Origin of the sequence: Aliivibrio fischeri (assembly GCF_009727955.1) — a bacterium.
Taxonomy (GTDB): domain Bacteria; phylum Pseudomonadota; class Gammaproteobacteria; order Enterobacterales; family Vibrionaceae; genus Aliivibrio; species Aliivibrio fischeri_A.
Window position 1 is genome coordinate 1,275,386 of the sequence record NZ_WOBR01000004.1, and the last position, 17,906, is coordinate 1,293,291.

General features: G+C 39.0%; 15 protein-coding genes and 1 tRNA gene. 8 read left to right on the forward strand and 8 right to left on the reverse strand.

Translation table 11 applies throughout. The features are described from left to right. Window positions 1-10: 10 nt before the first annotated feature. Window positions 11-412 (reverse strand): Cu(I)-responsive transcriptional regulator, encoded by a 402-nt coding sequence (cueR, locus tag GNP81_RS09140; protein WP_155673394.1) that lies wholly within the window; start codon window positions 410-412, stop codon window positions 11-13. Window positions 413-497: 85 nt separating this feature from the next. Between cueR and GNP81_RS09145 the strand changes: the two genes are divergently transcribed. Next, complete coding sequence (locus GNP81_RS09145; RefSeq protein WP_155673393.1) at window positions 498-3,179, forward strand: heavy metal translocating P-type ATPase; 2,682 nt, start codon at window positions 498-500, stop codon at window positions 3,177-3,179. A gap of 103 nt (window positions 3,180-3,282) precedes the next feature. After that, a complete protein-coding gene (locus GNP81_RS09150) occupies window positions 3,283-3,720 on the forward strand; it encodes a DUF411 domain-containing protein (RefSeq protein ID WP_155673392.1) in 438 nt (145 codons plus the stop codon). Between the two features lie 148 nt (window positions 3,721-3,868). Here GNP81_RS09150 and GNP81_RS09155 read toward each other — a convergent pair. Continuing rightward, window positions 3,869-3,945, reverse strand: a tRNA-Pro gene (locus tag GNP81_RS09155). Between the two features lie 210 nt (window positions 3,946-4,155). On the opposite strand from GNP81_RS09155, the gene smrA reads away from it, so the two are divergent. Next, a complete protein-coding gene (smrA, locus tag GNP81_RS09160; protein WP_155673391.1) occupies window positions 4,156-4,740 on the forward strand; it encodes a DNA endonuclease SmrA in 585 nt (194 codons plus the stop codon). A gap of 50 nt (window positions 4,741-4,790) precedes the next feature. On the opposite strand, the gene ushA is transcribed toward smrA, so the two are convergent. Beyond that, window positions 4,791-6,452, reverse strand: coding sequence for a bifunctional UDP-sugar hydrolase/5'-nucleotidase UshA (gene ushA / locus GNP81_RS09165; RefSeq protein ID WP_196587328.1), 1,662 nt, complete (start codon window positions 6,450-6,452; stop codon window positions 4,791-4,793). Between the two features lie 425 nt (window positions 6,453-6,877). On the opposite strand from ushA, the gene GNP81_RS09170 reads away from it, so the two are divergent. From GNP81_RS09170 to cobA, 5 genes are all read left to right on the forward strand, one after another. Beyond that, complete coding sequence (locus GNP81_RS09170; protein ID WP_155673390.1) at window positions 6,878-8,752, forward strand: methyl-accepting chemotaxis protein; 1,875 nt, start codon at window positions 6,878-6,880, stop codon at window positions 8,750-8,752. A gap of 296 nt (window positions 8,753-9,048) precedes the next feature. Continuing rightward, entirely contained in the window at window positions 9,049-11,625 is a 2,577-nt protein-coding gene (nirB, locus tag GNP81_RS09175) for a nitrite reductase large subunit NirB (RefSeq protein ID WP_155673389.1), read from the forward strand. A 2-nt stretch (window positions 11,626-11,627) separates the two neighbouring features. Further along, window positions 11,628-11,957, forward strand: coding sequence for a nitrite reductase small subunit NirD (nirD, locus tag GNP81_RS09180; RefSeq protein ID WP_155672155.1), 330 nt, complete (start codon window positions 11,628-11,630; stop codon window positions 11,955-11,957). A gap of 108 nt (window positions 11,958-12,065) precedes the next feature. Next, entirely contained in the window at window positions 12,066-12,875 is an 810-nt protein-coding gene (locus tag GNP81_RS09185) for a formate/nitrite transporter family protein (RefSeq protein WP_005418214.1), read from the forward strand. Between the two features lie 128 nt (window positions 12,876-13,003). Next, a complete protein-coding gene (gene cobA / locus GNP81_RS09190) occupies window positions 13,004-13,780 on the forward strand; it encodes a uroporphyrinogen-III C-methyltransferase (RefSeq protein WP_155673388.1) in 777 nt (258 codons plus the stop codon). A gap of 78 nt (window positions 13,781-13,858) precedes the next feature. On the opposite strand, the gene kdsA is transcribed toward cobA, so the two are convergent. From kdsA to prfA, 5 genes are read right to left on the reverse strand one after another with little or no spacing between them, the layout of a single operon-like run. Further along, a complete protein-coding gene (gene kdsA / locus GNP81_RS09195) occupies window positions 13,859-14,713 on the reverse strand; it encodes a 3-deoxy-8-phosphooctulonate synthase (protein ID WP_005418209.1) in 855 nt (284 codons plus the stop codon). Window positions 14,714-14,724: 11 nt separating this feature from the next. Next, on the reverse strand, window positions 14,725-15,537 hold the full coding sequence (locus GNP81_RS09200) for a SirB1 family protein (protein WP_155673163.1): 813 nt from the start codon (window positions 15,535-15,537) through the stop codon (window positions 14,725-14,727). A 2-nt stretch (window positions 15,538-15,539) separates the two neighbouring features. Further along, on the reverse strand, window positions 15,540-15,923 hold the full coding sequence (locus tag GNP81_RS09205) for a SirB2 family protein (RefSeq protein WP_005418206.1): 384 nt from the start codon (window positions 15,921-15,923) through the stop codon (window positions 15,540-15,542). Between the two features lie 15 nt (window positions 15,924-15,938). Further along, the gene (gene prmC / locus GNP81_RS09210; RefSeq protein ID WP_155673164.1) at window positions 15,939-16,793 is read right to left on the reverse strand and encodes a peptide chain release factor N(5)-glutamine methyltransferase; all 855 of its coding nucleotides are present in this window, start codon (window positions 16,791-16,793) and stop codon (window positions 15,939-15,941) included. Beyond that, entirely contained in the window at window positions 16,793-17,881 is a 1,089-nt protein-coding gene (gene prfA, locus GNP81_RS09215; protein ID WP_005418202.1) for a peptide chain release factor 1, read from the reverse strand. The genes prmC and prfA overlap by 1 nt, the downstream gene beginning before the upstream one ends. Between the last annotated feature and the right edge of the window lie 25 nt (window positions 17,882-17,906).

Sequence of the window (17,906 nt, forward strand, 5' to 3'; positions counted from 1 at the left end):
TAACCTGTTGTTATTTTTTCTCATGGCAACAGGTTAACCCTCGAATGATTGGACAGTCATTACTATCGTCACCAGGACACGTATCTGCTAGTTCTAATAATGTTTTCTTCATTCTCTCTAACTCTTCTATCTTAGCCTCTATTTCTGCAACTTTTTCTAATGTCTTGTGCTTAACATCCGCACTTCGTCTATTTGGATTATTCGATAAATTTAACAGCTCTTGACATTCATCTAAGCTAAATCCAACTAACCTTGAGCGACGGATAAGTAACAACTCATCCACTTGATGTTGTGAGTATTGACGATACCCATTTGCACCACGACTTGCTTCTTTGATTATTCCTTTCCCTTCATAAAAACGAATTGCTTTTGCTGTTAATCCGGTTAATTTCGCCACTTCACTGATATTCATTTATTTTATCTCATTTAATCTATTGACCTTCCATTAACTGTAAGGTTTATGATACTCAATATCAAGATAGGTTATCGAGGTTATTATGAGTCAAGAATTCAATCTGCCTTTAGCGGGGTTAAATTGCGGTCGGTGTATTGCAAAAATAGAAAAAGCCTTTGCAGACAATCCGCAAGTACAGCAATACTCGGTAACTAAAACGGATACGCAGCTAACTACTAGCCTTTCTTATCAAGAGATCGTTAAATTAATCACGGATCTGGGTTATTCCATCCCTAAAGCGCAACATATCACGCTTTATTTGTCTGGATTAAATTGTGGTAAATGCGTAAATAAAACCAAAGAAGCGTTAAGTGGTTTATCGCATTCCAGTATTACGTCTATTTCAACAACACTATTGAAATTAGAAACCACGTACTCGCAACAACACATTATCGACCTCATAGAGTCTATTGGTTTTCATGCAAGTTCCGTATCACCTGCATCTGATAATCAAGAACAACAAACGCCTCTATTTGATAACTCAAAAACAGACAATATCAGCCATTCATCTGAAAAAATGACACAATTAATATTGTCTGGAATGACGTGTGCGAGCTGCGTATCTTCTGTTGAAAAGATCATTGCACAAAATAAAAACGTACGCTCAGTAACGGTGAATCTTGCTGAACGTACCGCGCTCGTTCATGGCGATATTGATGTACCAACATTAATCAAAGACATTGAAGATGGCGGGTATGGAGCAGAGCTAAGCGTAAGTGAAGAGCAGCGCAGAGAACGACAAAAAGAGCAATTTCTAAAAACAACCGCTGAGCATAAAAGAAATACTATCCTATCACTAAGCATCGGCGCTCCGCTTATGTTATGGGGTGTTTTCGGTGGCAATATGCAAATATCAAATACTCACGACCAACTCGCTTGGGGAGTAATTGGGTTTATATGTTTAGGATTATTACTGACGGCTGGCCGACACTTTTTTGTGAACGCATGGAAAGCCTTTACTCACCACAGAGCAACGATGGATACTTTAGTTGCACTGGGTACAGGCTCTGCTTGGCTATATTCAATGGCACTGGTTCTTTTTCCTGAGTTTTTCCCAGAGCAAGCTCGTCATGTGTATTTTGAAGCAACAGCAATGATCTTAGGCTTAATTACACTAGGTAATCTCATTGAAACTAAAGCCAGAAACCGCACGTCAAATGCCATTGAAAAGCTGATCAACTTACAACCACAAACGGCCACCGTTATTATTGATGGCCAAGAGGTTACCTTGCCTGTCGCTCAAGTTATTGAAGGAATGGTAATTAAAATTAAACCCGGTGAAAAAATTCCCGTTGATGGAACAATCTTAAGTGGTGAGAGCTATCTTGATGAAGCTATGTTAACTGGAGAGCCAATACCGAGCTTAAAATCCTTAGGTAATGCCGTACATGCCGGTACCATCAATCAACAAGGAAGCTTTACCTTTAAAGCGACGAAAGTTGGTGAGCACACCATGCTCGCTCGTATTATTACCATGGTACGAAATGCACAAAGCAGTAAACCTAAATTAGCTAAATTAGCAGACAAAATATCGTCGATCTTTGTTCCGACCGTTATGATTATCGCGATTCTATCAGCGCTTATTTGGTATAACTTTGGTCCAGAACCGACATCAAGTTACATGTTAGTTGTCGCCACTACGGTTCTAATTATTGCTTGCCCTTGCGCTCTTGGATTAGCAACGCCGATGTCAGTAACGGTTGGGATTGGTAAAGCAGCTGAATTTGGAGCGTTAATTAAAGATGCAGACGTACTTCAAACAGCAAGCACCATCGATACGGTTGTTGTTGATAAAACAGGAACATTAACGGAAGGAAAACCAAGGGTAAGTAAAATAACCGCCGTCAACCAATACGATGAAAAAGAAGTAATTTCACTCGCAGCAGCAGTAGAAATTCATTCGGAGCATCCACTGGCTTTAGCGGTTGTGAATTATTTAAATGACAACCAGTGGGTACCTTTTACAAGTACAAACTTTGCTGCCGAACTGGGCCTAGGCGCATCAGCTAAAGTAAATGGTAATGTCATCTTTATTGGTAACCGCCGTTACCTTGCTAAGAACAACATACCAACTCCTGATATTTCTATTTCACCATCAGCAACACCTTTATATGTGGCTAATGAGCAAGAGTGTATCGGTGTTATTCAGGTCAGTGATGCTATTCGCTTAGATTCCAAAGCAGCCATCAAGCAATTTAACCAACTTGGCATTGATGTCGTCATGTTAACTGGTGATCGTAAAGAAACTGCTAAGCACGTAGCAAAGGAACTAGGGATCAATCAAATCATTGCAGATGTATTGCCTGATGGTAAAGCTCAAGCAATCCAAGAACTGCAAAAACAAGGCAAAAAAGTGGCTATGATTGGCGATGGTATTAATGATGCTCCAGCACTAGCACAAGCTGAAGTTGGAATCGCAATGGGCAATGGTAGCGATGTAGCAATTGAAAGCGCACACTTAACGTTAATGAATCATTCCCTATTAACCGCTGTTAATGCAATTAAACTATCTAAAGCAACCATGAAAAATATGAAACAAAATCTATTTGGTGCATTTATATACAATACCATTGGGATCCCTGTTGCGGCAGGCATTTTATTCCCATTTACTGGAATGCTACTAAGTCCAGTAGTTGCAGGAGCAGCAATGGCACTTTCATCTATAACGGTCGTCACCAATGCAAACCGGTTGCGACTTTTTACTCCCCAATCTCAACAAAAGTAACGGGTGGAACTCATGATTAATGTAATTGGTCTTTCTTTAATAGCCGCCATTATTTATTGGTTCTGGCTTTCACCTAATTCAAAGTAAATAGTGGAATATCACCATGAAAAACGTAAAAAAAATAGCTTTCACTTCTCTTATGTTAATGAGCTCATCTGCATTTGCAGCAACCGAAGTTACTTCTTACAAATCCCCTTACTGCGGTTGTTGTACAGAGTGGGAGCAGCACATGAAAGATAACGGTTATGACGTTAAAACTGAAAAGCATGAAGACATGAGTGCGATTAAGAAAAAACTAGGTGTTGATCCTCGTCTTACTTCTTGTCATACCGCTGTCATTGATGGTTATGTATTTGAAGGTCATATTCCAGCATCGGATATTAAAGAATTTCTTGCTGATCCTCGTGATTATAAAGGATTAGCAGTTCCAGGTATGCCAATGGGCTCTCCAGGTATGGAATATGGTGAGCAGAAAGATAAGTACCAAGTAGTAGCGTTTAAAGAAAATGGAAAATTAGCGCTATTTAATACGCATAACTAGGGACTAGGGAAATAATAAACGGTGTTGATTGATATCAATGCCGTTTTTATATCAATCGCAGTAAATAAGAATAAATAGTTACTTGAATGAATACAGGATCGACAAATGCAAAAAAGCCGCATCATTTCTGATGCGGCTTTCTTAAAAGTGGTCGGTGAAGAGGGATTCGAACCCCCGACCCTCTGGTCCCAAACCAGATGCGCTACCAAGCTGCGCTATTCACCGAGATGTTTAACAAAGACCATGTCCGTGTCAACGAGGGCTATAATACTGCTCAGGATTTTTTTGACAAGTGTTTTTTTCATTTTTCAATTTGTTCGGCTATTTATTCATCAAATTAATCGAATTCATAAATAAATCATCAAAATTTGCTTAGAATTCATCAATTACATCACTATAATCCAAATAAATATATGATCGCTCTAAGGATTATTTATGCCTCATACAGATGAATTTTCACTATTCCAAGAGATGATGGGAGATGTAAAACCCATTAAACAAGATATAGTAACACCACTAACCTCTCCCCATAAAGCAACAGAATCTCAATTAGCACGTAAAGAGGCAGCACAAGCATTATCAGAAACTGATCCAGATTTTCTGTCTTTAGATAATGCACCACTATTACAACCTGACGATATCATTGAGTTTAAACGTGATGGCGTTCAAGATGGTGTATATCGAAAAGTTCGTCTCGGTAAATATGAAATTCAAGCACGTTTAGACTTACATAAACGCACATTAAAACAAGCTAGAGATGAAGTGCTTCACTTTTTAAAACAATGCCAGAAAATGGATGTACGCTTTGCTGTGATCGTTCATGGTAAAGGTGCAAAATCCAACCCTCCCGCATTAGTTAAAAGTCATGTTGCTCAGTGGCTCCCACAAATAAAAGAGATAATGTGCGTACATTCAGCCAAAGCACAACATGGTGGTTCTGGAGCGGTATATATCCTATTAAGGAAAAGCGCTGAAAAGAAATTAGAGAACAGAGAAAAGCATCAAAAACGCAGTGCATAAAAAAAGCCTCCAAATATCTGGAGGCTTTTTATTAACCAGTAAACTTACTGTTATTTGTAAACAATTTCACCACGTGGAGCAAATTTGTTTACGTCGATTGGGCTGTTTGTTTCTAGGAAATCTTTCAACACTTCAGCATCAACGAAACCAGTATTTACATAACCTGGGTGATCTGAGATTTTTGGATAGCCATCACCGCCAGCAGCATTATAACTTGGTACTGTAAAACGGTATGTCTTATCTAAACGTAGTTGTTTACCACCAATAAAGACATTTGATACTTTCCCATTTTCAACAGTCATTTTAATGCCAGCAAATTGTGCATAGGCACCAGAATCAACAGGTTTAGTCGCAACAACATTCAGGTAATCTAACACTTCTTTACCTGTCATATCCGCGTAAGTTACGATATTGCCAAATGGTTGAACCGTTAATACATCTTTATAAGTTACATCACCCGCTTCAATTGAATCACGTACACCACCAGAGTTCATTACTGCAAAATCAGCTTTTGCACGAACCATATGTGATGTAGCAATCAAGCGACCTAAGTTAGTTTGTTCAAAACGAACAACATTACGATCACCTTCTAATTTGCCATTAGTTGAAGCAATCTTAACATTTAATTGACCTTGGCCTTTATCTTGGAATGGCTTCAAGAATGCAAGTAATTCTGCATCTTGTTCAATTTCATCTTCAATAAATACGCGTTGTTTTTTACCATCAATTTTCACTTTTTTCTTTAAGTTCACAGGAATAAGATCGTAGCTAACCATTTCTAATTCACCATTACGGAATTCAAAATCAGCCTTACCTACGTATTTACCCCATTCGTGAGCTTGAACAATCCAAGTACCATTTTGCTGATCTGGTTTACACTCATCACCCGGCTTAAAGTTTTTCTTAATTAAGTTAGGTCCTTCCATACATACAGGCTCTTGTGAGTGACCACCCACAATCATATCTAACTCGCCCATATCCAAAGAACGCGCTAATGCAACATCGCCCGGTGCATTAATACCACGCTCGCCATTTTCATAGTGACCCATATGAGTTACAGCAAAAATAAGATCTGGCTTTTCAGTTTCATTTAATTCAGCAATAACTTTCTTTGCTTCCAATTTAGGGTCACGGAATTCAAGACTACCGATATACTCAGGATTACCAATTTTTGCTGTATCTTCTGTCGTTAAGCCAACAACAGCGATTTTGATCCCTTGCTTTTCAAAGATTTCGTATGCTTGATACATACGCTCGCCAGTTTTCTTATCGTAGATATTGGCAGACAACATTGGAAACTCAGCCCAATCAATTTGCTTTTGTAGTACATCTAATGGATTATCAAATTCATGGTTACCCAGTGCAATTGCATCATAACCAATTTTGTTCATACCCTTGAAATCAGGTTCTGCATCTTGTAAATCCGATTCAGGAACACCTGTATTAATGTCACCACCAGATAAAAGAAGTACGCTGCCACCTTCTGCTTGAACTTCCGCTCGAATATCATCGATCAACGTTTTACGAGCAGCCATTCCATACTCACCGTATTTATTCTGCCAAAAACGACCATGGTTATCATTCGTGTGCAGTACTGTGATTTTATACGTTGTATCTTCTTGCCAAGCAGGCTCAGAGGTTGTTGCACAACCAGCTAGTGTTGTTACTAATGCAGCAGCAATCGCCGCTTTTAGAGAAAGACGTTCCATCATGTTTCACCATTATTCAAAGGGGGATAAATTATGGCCAAATTAAGAATTTTCTTTCTTACTGGCCAAATAACCTGACCAAGTTTAAAAGAATTACGTCATACACTCACATTGATCTCATAAATATGTCTATTAGATCACTAAAAATTACTGATCATTATGTAAAAAAAGATAAATAGCACAAGGATTTAACATACGCTGAGCGCGCAATCGTTTACCTTTCAGGTTAGTGCTTACTTATCAAACTATGTTTGTTCTCATTTTTTATATAAAAAACTAAAACTTGAAATATTCACCATTAAAATTACCTATAAATGAGTAAAGTTATTTCAGTTCACCCCGATAACATAACTGAAGATTATAATAAAACAGATAAATCAAAGCTATTTAATATTAATGGATTACTTTTAATAAGATTAGGCAAAATCATGAAATTAAAACATAAGTTAATCGGGGCCAGTTTACTTGCTGTCATCATTACTGCTTCAGCTCTTACTTGGTTGGCTTCTAACCAACTGTTTGAGCAGACACGCAATGGTGTCTATTCACGAGCAGAAAGCGTAACATCTGCTGCAACAACCGGTATATCAAACTGGATATCATTAAAAGCAGAAATTGCACATGCCTTTAATGATTACAGCCAAGAAGAAGATATTGTTTCATTTTTACAAATAAGCCGTAAAGCTGGCGGATTTGATGATATTTTCTTTGGAACACCACAAGGCGAAATGTACCGCTCTCACCCTGAGAGAAATCGTGCAGATTACGATCCTCGTCAACGACCTTGGTATCAAGAGGCTCAACGCGAAAATAAGCAGATCATCACGTCCTCTTACCAAGATGCTATCACTCAGTCTCTACTTGTGACTATCGCCGAACCTGTTTATAAAAATGGACAATTTTTAGGTGTTGTTGGTGCAGATGTTCTTATTGATCAGTTAATCAATGATGTGATCAGTTTAGATGCAGGCAAAGATACCATTACGATGCTAATTGATAGCGACGGTACATTCCTGGCTCACCCAAATAAAGCGCTAATTAAAAAAGAAGTGAATCGCTATTTCAGCGATATGAGTGCCCAAAGTATTCAAGATTCAATCAGCGCAAACCGTATTGAAGTTGCTAATATTAACGGCAGCGAAAAACTGGTTTATTTTGCTAAAGTACCAAATACTAATTGGACGTTTGCTGTTGAAATGACTAAAGAAACAGAAGAAGCGGCTCACAGTGCCCTACTTCGTGAAATCATTTTATTAAGCATTGTGTTAACGGTTATTGTTGCTATTGGTGTAACTACATTAGTTAATCTATTATTTAGAGATTTAATCCGAGTATCAGACGCACTAGCAGAAATATCATCTGGTGAAGGCGATTTAACTCAACGTCTAGAACCTCATAGCGATGACGAAGTAGGTCAACTTGCCATTAACTTTAATACCTTTGTTGGTAACATGCATTCAATGGTATGTCGTTTACGTGATATTTCAGTAACACTAGCAAACCAAGCGAACTCTACGGCAGAGGGAGCGGAAGAACGTAATGTTCGTATCCAGCATCAAATGGATGAAATCAATATGGTGGCAACTGCGATTAATGAAATGGCAGCAGCGACACAAGAAATTGCAGGTAATGCTGATAATACAGCTCAAACAGCTGAAGAAACCGTGACAGCATCAAATCATGGTGCAGAGCAAGTGAGCCAAAGCCAACACTCTATCGACAACCTTGCAAAAGAAGTCGAAACAGCAACTGGCGTCATTGAAGAACTTCACCATAATGCTCAGAACATCAATACGATTCTTTCAACAATCCAAAACATTGCTGAACAAACCAACTTGCTTGCATTAAATGCGGCTATTGAAGCAGCTCGAGCGGGTGAGCAAGGTCGTGGTTTTGCAGTAGTTGCTGATGAAGTCAGAATTCTAAGCCAACGAACTCATGCTTCTACCCAAGAAATTCAGCAAATGATAGAAACGCTGCAAGGAACAACTCAAAAAGCAGTTGGTATCATGGAAGACAGTCAGAACCTTGCAAATACAAGTGTAGAAGATGCACAATCTGCTTCAGCAAGCTTATTGCAAATCACCAACTCAGTGACTCAAATAAGTGATATGGCGGCTCAAATTGCAGCTGCGGCGGAAGAGCAATCATCGGTGACGGAAGAAATCACACGTAATACTGAAGCGGTTCGTGATGTTTCAAACGAACTAACAGAAGAAACAAAACAATCTGTCATTCAGGCGTCTGAACTCTCTGAACTGTCAAATGAATTAAAACAAGAAATCGACCGATTTAAACTGTAAATTCATTAAACATATCCCCAAATTAAAGACAGAACGTGAATTCACATTCTGTCTTTTTTTTTCAGAAAGTCAGAATAAAACCAACAAAAAAGAAAATAATTCTGTTAGATATTGTAAAAAAACTACACACATTACTCACGTGCTACATACAACCACTTGATTTAATAACAAAAAGTGATATTACCACCTTAGAACTACCCCTTTCGAGTAGTTTTATTTCGTAATTGATCCACATCATATCTACATATTCGTTCATAATTCATCATATCTATATATCAAAAATAATAGGATTTCTTATGAACAAGATGAAGTTAGTCATCATCGGTAATGGCATGGTTGGTCATCGCTATATCGAAGATTTAGTCGATAAAACTGACGTTCAAAACATGGACATCACCGTGTTTTGTGAAGAACCTCGAATCGCATACGATCGTGTTCACCTTTCGTCCTACTTCTCTCATCATACTGCTGATGAGCTTTCTCTTGTTAAAGAAGGCTTCTACGAAAAACACGGCATCAATGTATTATTAGGTGAACGTGCAATTAACGTGAACCGTGAAAACCGCATTGTCTACTCAAGCACAGGCCGTGAAATTCAATACGATAAGTTAATCCTTGCAACGGGTTCTTACCCATTTGTCCCACCAATTAAAGGTAATGAAAGCAAAGACTGCTTTGTTTACCGTACCATTGAAGATCTAAAATCAATTGAAGCAACCGCTAAGAAAAGTAAAAGTGGCGTTGTTATTGGTGGCGGTCTTCTTGGTCTTGAAGCCGCTGGCGCACTTAAAGCATTAGGTGTAACCACTCACGTTGTTGAATTTGCTCCTGTATTAATGGCTGAGCAACTTGATCAACAAGGTGGCCTGCAACTTCGTAATAAAATTGAACGTATGGGCGTCCAAGTTCATACCAGCAAAAATACACTAGAAATTGCACCTGAAGGCACAGAAGCGCGCAACGTAATGCGCTTTGCTGATGGTACAGAGCTTGAAACCGATTTCATTGTTTTCTCTGCAGGTATTCGCCCTCAAGATAAACTGGCTCGCCAAATGGGCTTAGGTATTGCTCCTCGTGGCGGTATCGAAATCAACAACAACTGCCAAACAACAGATAAAAACATTTACGCAATTGGCGAATGTGCATCTTGGAATCAAACTTTCTATGGTCTTGTTGCACCAGGTTACAAAATGGCAACGGTTGCCGTTGATCATTTAGTTGGTAACGAAAGTGAGTTTGAAGGCGCTGATATGAGCGCAAAATTAAAACTTCTAGGCGTTAAAGTTGGCTCAATTGGTGATGCTAATGGCCGTACTCCTGGCTGTAAAAGCTACGTTTATCAAAACGAAGAAGAAGAAATCTATAAACGCATTATTGTTTCTGAAGATGGCAAAAAGCTACTCGGTGCTGTAATGGTAGGTGATACATCGGATTATGGTGATTTACTTCAACTAAAACTGAATGATATCGATTTACCTGAACACCCAGACCTTTTGATCTTACCCGCACACGCTGGTGCTGAAAAACCCTCTTTAGGTGCTGATTCATTACCTGAAAGTGCCGTAATTTGTTCATGTTTTGATGTAACAAAAGGGAAGATTGCTCAAGCGGTTGCCGATGGCAATCACACAATGGCAGAAATTAAGGCGGCTACTGGAGCGGGTACTGGCTGTGGGGGTTGTATCCCTCTAGTAACGTCTGTTCTTAATGCAGAGCTAGCAAAATCAGGTATTGAAGTAAAAAATGATATCTGTGAACACTTTGCTTACTCTCGCCAAGAACTGTTCCACCTTATCCGTATTGAAGAGATCAAAACTTTTGATGAGCTATTAGAGAAGTACGGGAAAGGATACGGTTGTGAAGTGTGTAAACCAGCCGTTGGTTCCATCTTAGCATCATGCTGGGGCGAGCACATTCTAAAACCTGAGTTGGTTAAGCTGCATGATACTAATGATAACTTCTTAGGCAACATGCAAAAAGATGGCACTTATTCTGTTATCCCTCGTATGGCAGGTGGTGAAGTAACGCCTCAAGCTCTAAGCGTTCTTGCTGATGTGGCAGCAGAATATAATCTGTATACAAAAATCACTGGTGCTCAACGTATTGGTTTATTTGGTGCTCAAAAAGACGATTTGCCAGCTATCTGGAAAAAACTGATTGCCGCTGGATACGAAACTGGTCAAGCGTATGCAAAAGCCCTTCGTATGGCTAAAACGTGTGTTGGCTCAACGTGGTGTCGCTACGGTGTCCAAGACTCTGTTGGTCTTGGTGTAATGATTGAGAATCGTTATAAAGGCATTCGTACCCCTCATAAAATGAAGTTTGGTGTATCTGGCTGTACTCGTGAATGTGCAGAAGCTCAAGGTAAAGATTTAGGTATTATTGCTACCGATGCTGGCTGGAATATGTACGTATGTGGTAACGGTGGTATGAAGCCCCGTCATGCAGATTTACTGGCTACCGACCTAGACCAAGAGACATTAATTAAATACATCGACCGTTTCATGATGTTCTACATTCGTACGGCTGCACCACTGCAACGTACTTCAGTGTGGATGGAAAACCTTGAAGGTGGCGTTGATTATTTACGTGAAGTTATTGTTGATAACAAACTGGGTATCAATGATCAGTTAGAACTAGATGTTGCAAAACTGGTTAATGAATTCTCATGTGAATGGACAGATACCATCAATGATGAATCTCAATTAAAACGTTTTGCTCATTTCATCAATAGTGATGAGCGTGATGACAATGTGATTTTTGTTTCAGATGGTCGTGAACAACACCGCCCTGCAACATACACAGAGAAAAACCCAAATGCGAAAGGCGATATTCTGCATGTCGCTCTAACTGATGCAACAGTGGAGAAATAATCATGGCTGCTAAATTTCAAAAAATCTGCCAACTCGATGACATCATCCCAGGCACTGGTGTTTGCGCTCTTGTAAATGGTGAACAAGTTGCTGTATTTCGTCCAAGAGAAAATGACGAAATATTCGCTATTAGTAATCGTGACCCATTTGCTCATTCAAACGTACTTTCTCGAGGTTTAACTGGCGAGCATCAAGGTGAACTTTGGGTAGCAAGTCCATTAAAGAAACAGCACTTTAATTTAGTGACTGGAGCATGTATGGAAGATGAACGTTTTAACGTAAAGACATACAAGGTTCGTGTAACTAACGGACATATCGAAATCTCTGCATAAGAAGATTTGATAGTTCAAGGGTTTTAGTCACCTATTTATTGCTCATAAAACAGCGACTAGAGCCCTTTCCTATCCAATTTTAATTTTAACTTTTAGTAAGGGACTTCTATGTCTTATAACAAACCCTCTGAATTCGTCCAAACTATGATCGATGTTGGCGAAGCAAAGATTAAAACTAGCTCTCGTGATCTTATTTTACGTGGAACAATGGCCGGTATTATTCTCTCTCTAGCTGTTGTTGTTGCAATCACGACTATTGTTCAAACGGGTGTTGGTATTGTTGGTGCTCTTGTCTTCCCTGTTGGTTTTTGTATTTTAAGTTTAATGGGCTATGACCTTGTTACTGGTGTATTTGGTCTTGCTCCTCTTGCTAAATTTGAAAATCGTAAAGGTGTTTCTTGGGGGCGTGTTTTCCGTTGTTGGGGTCTTGTTGGTCTTGGTAACCTAATTGGTTCTTTAATTGTCGCCGCTCTTATCGCACTATCATTAACAATGAATTTCAGCGTAGAGCCAAACGCAGTTGGTCAAAAATTCATGGCAGTTGCTACTGCACGTACTGTTGGTTTTGAAAATCTAGGTATGGATGGTTGGATCACCTGTTTTGTACGCGGTATTTTATGTAACCTAATGGTATGTCTAGGTGTCATTGGTAATATGACAGCTCGCTCTGTTGCTGGAAAAATTGCAGCAATGTGGTTACCTATCTTTATCTTCTTCGCACTTGTATTTGAGCATGCTGTGGTAAATATGTTCCTATTCCCACTAGGTATGATGCTTGGTGCAGACTTTGGTATCACTACGTGGTTAAGCTACAACTTAATCCCAACTATTTTAGGTAACATTGTTGGTGGTCTTCTATTTACATGTATTCCTCTGTACCTAACACATGTAAAAACAGCACCATCACTAGACGCTTAAGCATCTCTTTCCGTTTAGATTAGTTATAACTCATGCGATTAAAATCACTCTTAATAATTGATTAAGGGTGATTTTTTTTATCGACTCTTACATACTAAGGTGATTACACCTTATTCTGGAATTCCATTATGCCAAGTATTCAAGCTCAATCTGAGCCGAAAAAACAAAACGGACTTGTTTCTCTTGTTGGCGCAGGTCCTGGTGATCCCGAACTATTAACCATGAAAGGTTATCGCCTAATTAAAGAAGCGGATGTCGTCGTTTATGATCGTCTAGTATCAAAAGAGATCTTAGCACTTGCAAATGAAAATGCTGAGATGATTTATGTTGGAAAAAAATTGGATTTCCACTTTGTTCCCCAAGATAAAATCAATCAAATCTTAGTTGATAAAGCACAAGAAGGTAAACATGTGGTTCGCCTTAAAGGTGGCGATTCATTTATCTTTGGACGTGGCGGTGAAGAGCTTGAAACGTTAGCTGAAAATGGGGTTCACTTTGAAGTTATACCAGGGATCACGGCCGCAGCGGGTGCAACCTCATACGCAGGTATCCCATTAACTCATCGAGATCATGCACAGAGTGTTCAATTTATCACGGCTCATGTACAAAAAAATGGCGCTGAAATTGAATGGGATGCGTTAGTTCGTTCAAATAACACTTTAGTATTTTATATGGGGTTAAAACAATCTCCCCATATATCTGAACAGCTAATAAAACATGGATTAGCTGCAGATACACCGTGTGCCATTATCGAACGAGGCACAACAAAGAAACAAAAAGTGTTTACAGGTAATATTTCAGAACTTGCACAATTAGCAAAAAAAGCAATCAGTCCATCGCTAATCGTAGTAGGTACCGTAACAACGCTTCATCATAAATTAGATTGGTTTAAACCAAACGAATAATTTTTTACCATTCATATAATAAAAAAGCCCAAGAAAGTATTCTCTCTTGGGCTTTTTTATTTATTCTTTAGAACTCGATTATTTAATATCGATGTGCTCAAAGCCTTTAATTAAATCATCTAGTGATTTCATTTGCTTCAAGAAAGGTTCTAATTGATCTAATGGCAATGCAGAAGGACCATCACATAATGCTTTATCTGGATTTGGATGCGCTTCAATAAATAGACCAGCAATACCTGTTGCTAGACCAGCTTTTGCTAGCTCAACAGTTTGTGAACGACGGCCACCAGATGCTTTACCACTTGGATCGCGATTCTGTAGTGAATGCGTCACATCAAAGATAATTGGACTGCCGTTTGATGCTTTTTTCATTACACCAAAACCAAGCATATCAACAACTAGATTGTCATAGCCCATGCAAGAACCACGTTCACAAAGAATGATATTTTCATTACCACACTCAGAGAACTTATCAATGATATTACCCACTTGGTCTGGGCTCATGAACTGTGGTTTTTTCACATTAATTACAGCACCTGTTTTTGCCATCGCTTCAACAAGGTCAGTCTGACGCGCTAAAAATGCAGGTAATTGAATCACATCCACCACATCTGCAACAGGTTGAGCTTGAGCTTCTGTATGAATATCAGTAATGATTTTCACACCGAACGTATCTTTTAGCTCTTGGAAAATTTTCAAACCTTCTTCCATACCAGGACCACGGTATGAATGAACAGATGAACGGTTTGCTTTATCAAAAGACGCTTTAAATACGTATGGGATACCTAATCTATCTGTTACTTCTACGTATTTCTCACAGATTTGCATTGCAAGATCACGAGATTCTAATACGTTCATACCGGCAAATAAGGTAAACGGCTTATCATTCGCTACATCAATATTGCCAATTTTTACTGTTTTTTGATTTTGCATTATCTTCACTCTTAATGGAGAACGGTAGGGTGTTGTTCAAGTAGTAATTGAACTTGCTCTTTCATCAGCAAAACCGATGGGTCATTTGGGCACTGTTCAATAAAATATTCTAAATCATTTTTCGCAGCATCATTACAATGCAATTGTTGATAGATTAATCCTCTATCACGAATTTCAAACGGATCATCTGGCACCATGGTCAGTGCTAAATCACTGCATTTTAGTGCAAATGAAAAATTCTTTTCGCGAATACAAGCGGTTTTAATAACAGCAAGTAATCGACCAAGTAGAGTGGAATTATCCACCTTTTCCAAATGTGATGGCTGAATTGTAGCTAATGGGCCACCGTAGCCTATTAACCATGCCGTCATCAAGTGCTGACTTAAATATTGCCCATCAAACGGATTAAAATATTGTGGATTCTTATGCGGCCATTCTATTTGCAATACGAGTTGTGTAGGGAAATTAATCGCACTAACTGGAAAACCCATGTATCGGCATAAATACAAAAACACAGCACCTAAGGTGACAGGAATGCCTTTTTTTTCTTTGAGTACATGTTCAATAAATGCATTCTCAGAATTAAAATAAGTATTCACGTCTCCGCAATAACCCCATTCAACATAAAACAATTGAATAAGACGCTCTAAGCGTAGTTCATCATTTGGCTCATGAACAAGCACTTGCTCAGCTTCTTGGCACATCTGCTGTAATTTATGTTTAGCCCAATGTATTTCAGTATCAGGGTTTATCGCTAAATTAAGCTCTAATGCTCCTTCAGCTAAAGTGCGTTCATCTAAATTTTCATCACACAGTTGGAACATAATTACCCCAAGAACGTTGGTACTTTTGTTACCGCAATTTTAGCAGCAACCATTAACCAACCCATTGCACCTAAAAATGCAAAGGTCTTAAAGACTTTGTTTTTACCATTATTTAAAGTAACCACGCCTAAAGCAAGGTAAACCATAATACAGGTGATTTTTTCTGTTAACCAAGGTGCAGATGACGTAAATGGAATGAATCCAGTAATAAAAATAAGCCAAATACCACTAAGTAGCATTGCTGAATCAACAACGTGAGGAACACGCTTAAAGAAGCCATTATTACGAATGTCAGAATTTGCCATCATCAAACAATAACGAACGACAAAAAACAATACGCTACAAGCGACTAATAATAAGTGTATGTGTTTAACTGCGGTATACATGAATTATCCTTTATTCTAGTTATCGACTACCCATTGACCTAAAGTAACTCGGTCATTGCCAGCATAATCTTGCTCTGTTTTCACATTAATATAACCATGCTCTTCAAAAAAGTGACGTAATTGTTCACCTTGTTCAAAACCATGCTCCATCATTAACCAACCGCCATTTAATAAATACTCTCGGCCGTGTTGCATAATGTGAATTAAATCTGAAAAACCATTTTGCTCTGCAACCAAAGCGGTTTGCGGTTCAAAACGAACATCCCCTTCAGATAAATGAGGATCATTACCATCAATATAAGGGGGATTACTTACAATAATGTCGAACTTATCACTCAAAGAAATAGGTTCAAACCAACTGCCTTGTCTAAATTCAACATTATTAATGTGATTTATTTTCGCATTCCCTTTTGCTAACTCAACCGCATCGTCTTGATAATCGACACCTATCACATTAAGAGTAGGCATTTCAGAAGCAATGGCCAACGCAATGGCTCCTGTTCCTGTTCCTAAATCCAAAATGGATTGCGCATTAGGTGTTAAATGATCTAATGCCACTTCAACCAGACGTTCGGTATCAGGTCTTGGGATTAATGTTGTTGGCGATACCTTAAGTGGTAATGACCAAAATTCACGATACCCCACAATATAAGCAATCGGTTCACCAGTAAGACGACGCTCTAGTAACGCATTAAAATTACCCAGCTCTTCATCTGATACTATTTTCTCAGGCCAAGTTAATAGATAACTTCTTGGCTTATCTAACACATGACAAAGAAGAACAGCAGCATCAACTTGAGGAGAATCACTCCCCTCAAGTATCAGAGATTGAATTGAGCGCTTTAATAACGCTTCAATAGACAAACTCATTAGTTTTGTTCAGCCAATGCAGCTAATTGGTCAGCTTGGTACTCAAGAACAACTGGCTCAATTAGACAGCCTAAATCACCTTCCATCACTTCATTTAAACGGTAAACCGTTAAGTTAATGCGGTGATCCGATACACGACCTTGTGGGTAGTTATAAGTACGGATTCGGTCTGAACGATCACCAGAACCTAATAGGTTGCGACGCGTATCTGAAACAGCAGCAGCACGGCGCGCTTCTTCTGCTTGAATAATACGAGCAGCAAGAACAGACATCGCTTTTGCTTTGTTTTTATGCTGTGAACGTTCATCCTGACACTCAACAACCGTACCGGTTGGTAAGTGAGTAATACGGATTGCAGAATCCGTGGTGTTAACGTGCTGGCCGCCCGCGCCAGATGCACGGAAAGTATCAATTTTTAAATCTGCCGCTTTAATTTCAGGAAGATCCGCTTCTGGGATTTCTGCCATTACAGCAACCGTACATGCCGATGTGTGTACACGACCTTGAGATTCAGTTTCTGGTACACGTTGCACACGGTGACCGCCTGATTCAAATTTAAGTACACCGTATGCACCTTCACCGCTCACTTTTGCGATCATTTCCTTATAACCACCGTGTTCTGCTTCGTTTGAGCTCATTACTTCAACACGCCAGCCTTTTTTCTCAGCAAAACGTGAATACATACGGAATAAGTTACCAGCAAAAATGCCCGCTTCATCACCACCTGCACCAGCACGAATTTCTAAGAAACAATTACGCTCATCATTTGGATCTTTTGGAAGAAGAAGAACTTGAAGCTCATCCGTTAAACGTTCAATAGCTTCTTTAGCATCTTTAATTTCTTCTTGTGCCATCTCTCGCATTTCTTCATCATCTTCTTGCGCCATTTCTTGGGCTGCAACAAGATCTTCTTGAGCTTGCTCATAAGCTTGGAAGCATTGTGTCACTTCTTCTAGCTGTGAGTATTCACGAGATAAAGCACGAAACTTATTTTGGTCTCCGATAACATCAGGATCGCCTAATAAATGCTGAACTTCTTCATAACGCTCAACCAGCGTCTCTAATTTTACTCGAATGGATGCTTTCATAATAATATTTGTTCTTTTTGTTGGT

Coding starts and splice junctions, on each gene's coding strand:
- cueR (WP_155673394.1), bottom strand. CDS start 412: ATGAATATCAGTGAAGTGGCGAAATTAACCGGATTAACAGCAAAAGCA.
- GNP81_RS09145 (WP_155673393.1), top strand. CDS start 498: ATGAGTCAAGAATTCAATCTGCCTTTAGCGGGGTTAAATTGCGGTCGG.
- GNP81_RS09150 (WP_155673392.1), top strand. CDS start 3,283: ATGAAAAACGTAAAAAAAATAGCTTTCACTTCTCTTATGTTAATGAGC.
- smrA (WP_155673391.1), top strand. CDS start 4,156: ATGCCTCATACAGATGAATTTTCACTATTCCAAGAGATGATGGGAGAT.
- ushA (WP_196587328.1), bottom strand. CDS start 6,452: ATGATGGAACGTCTTTCTCTAAAAGCGGCGATTGCTGCTGCATTAGTA.
- GNP81_RS09170 (WP_155673390.1), top strand. CDS start 6,878: ATGAAATTAAAACATAAGTTAATCGGGGCCAGTTTACTTGCTGTCATC.
- nirB (WP_155673389.1), top strand. CDS start 9,049: ATGAACAAGATGAAGTTAGTCATCATCGGTAATGGCATGGTTGGTCAT.
- nirD (WP_155672155.1), top strand. CDS start 11,628: ATGGCTGCTAAATTTCAAAAAATCTGCCAACTCGATGACATCATCCCA.
- GNP81_RS09185 (WP_005418214.1), top strand. CDS start 12,066: ATGTCTTATAACAAACCCTCTGAATTCGTCCAAACTATGATCGATGTT.
- cobA (WP_155673388.1), top strand. CDS start 13,004: ATGCCAAGTATTCAAGCTCAATCTGAGCCGAAAAAACAAAACGGACTT.
- kdsA (WP_005418209.1), bottom strand. CDS start 14,713: ATGCAAAATCAAAAAACAGTAAAAATTGGCAATATTGATGTAGCGAAT.
- GNP81_RS09200 (WP_155673163.1), bottom strand. CDS start 15,537: ATGTTCCAACTGTGTGATGAAAATTTAGATGAACGCACTTTAGCTGAA.
- GNP81_RS09205 (WP_005418206.1), bottom strand. CDS start 15,923: ATGTATACCGCAGTTAAACACATACACTTATTATTAGTCGCTTGTAGC.
- prmC (WP_155673164.1), bottom strand. CDS start 16,793: ATGAGTTTGTCTATTGAAGCGTTATTAAAGCGCTCAATTCAATCTCTG.
- prfA (WP_005418202.1), bottom strand. CDS start 17,881: ATGAAAGCATCCATTCGAGTAAAATTAGAGACGCTGGTTGAGCGTTAT.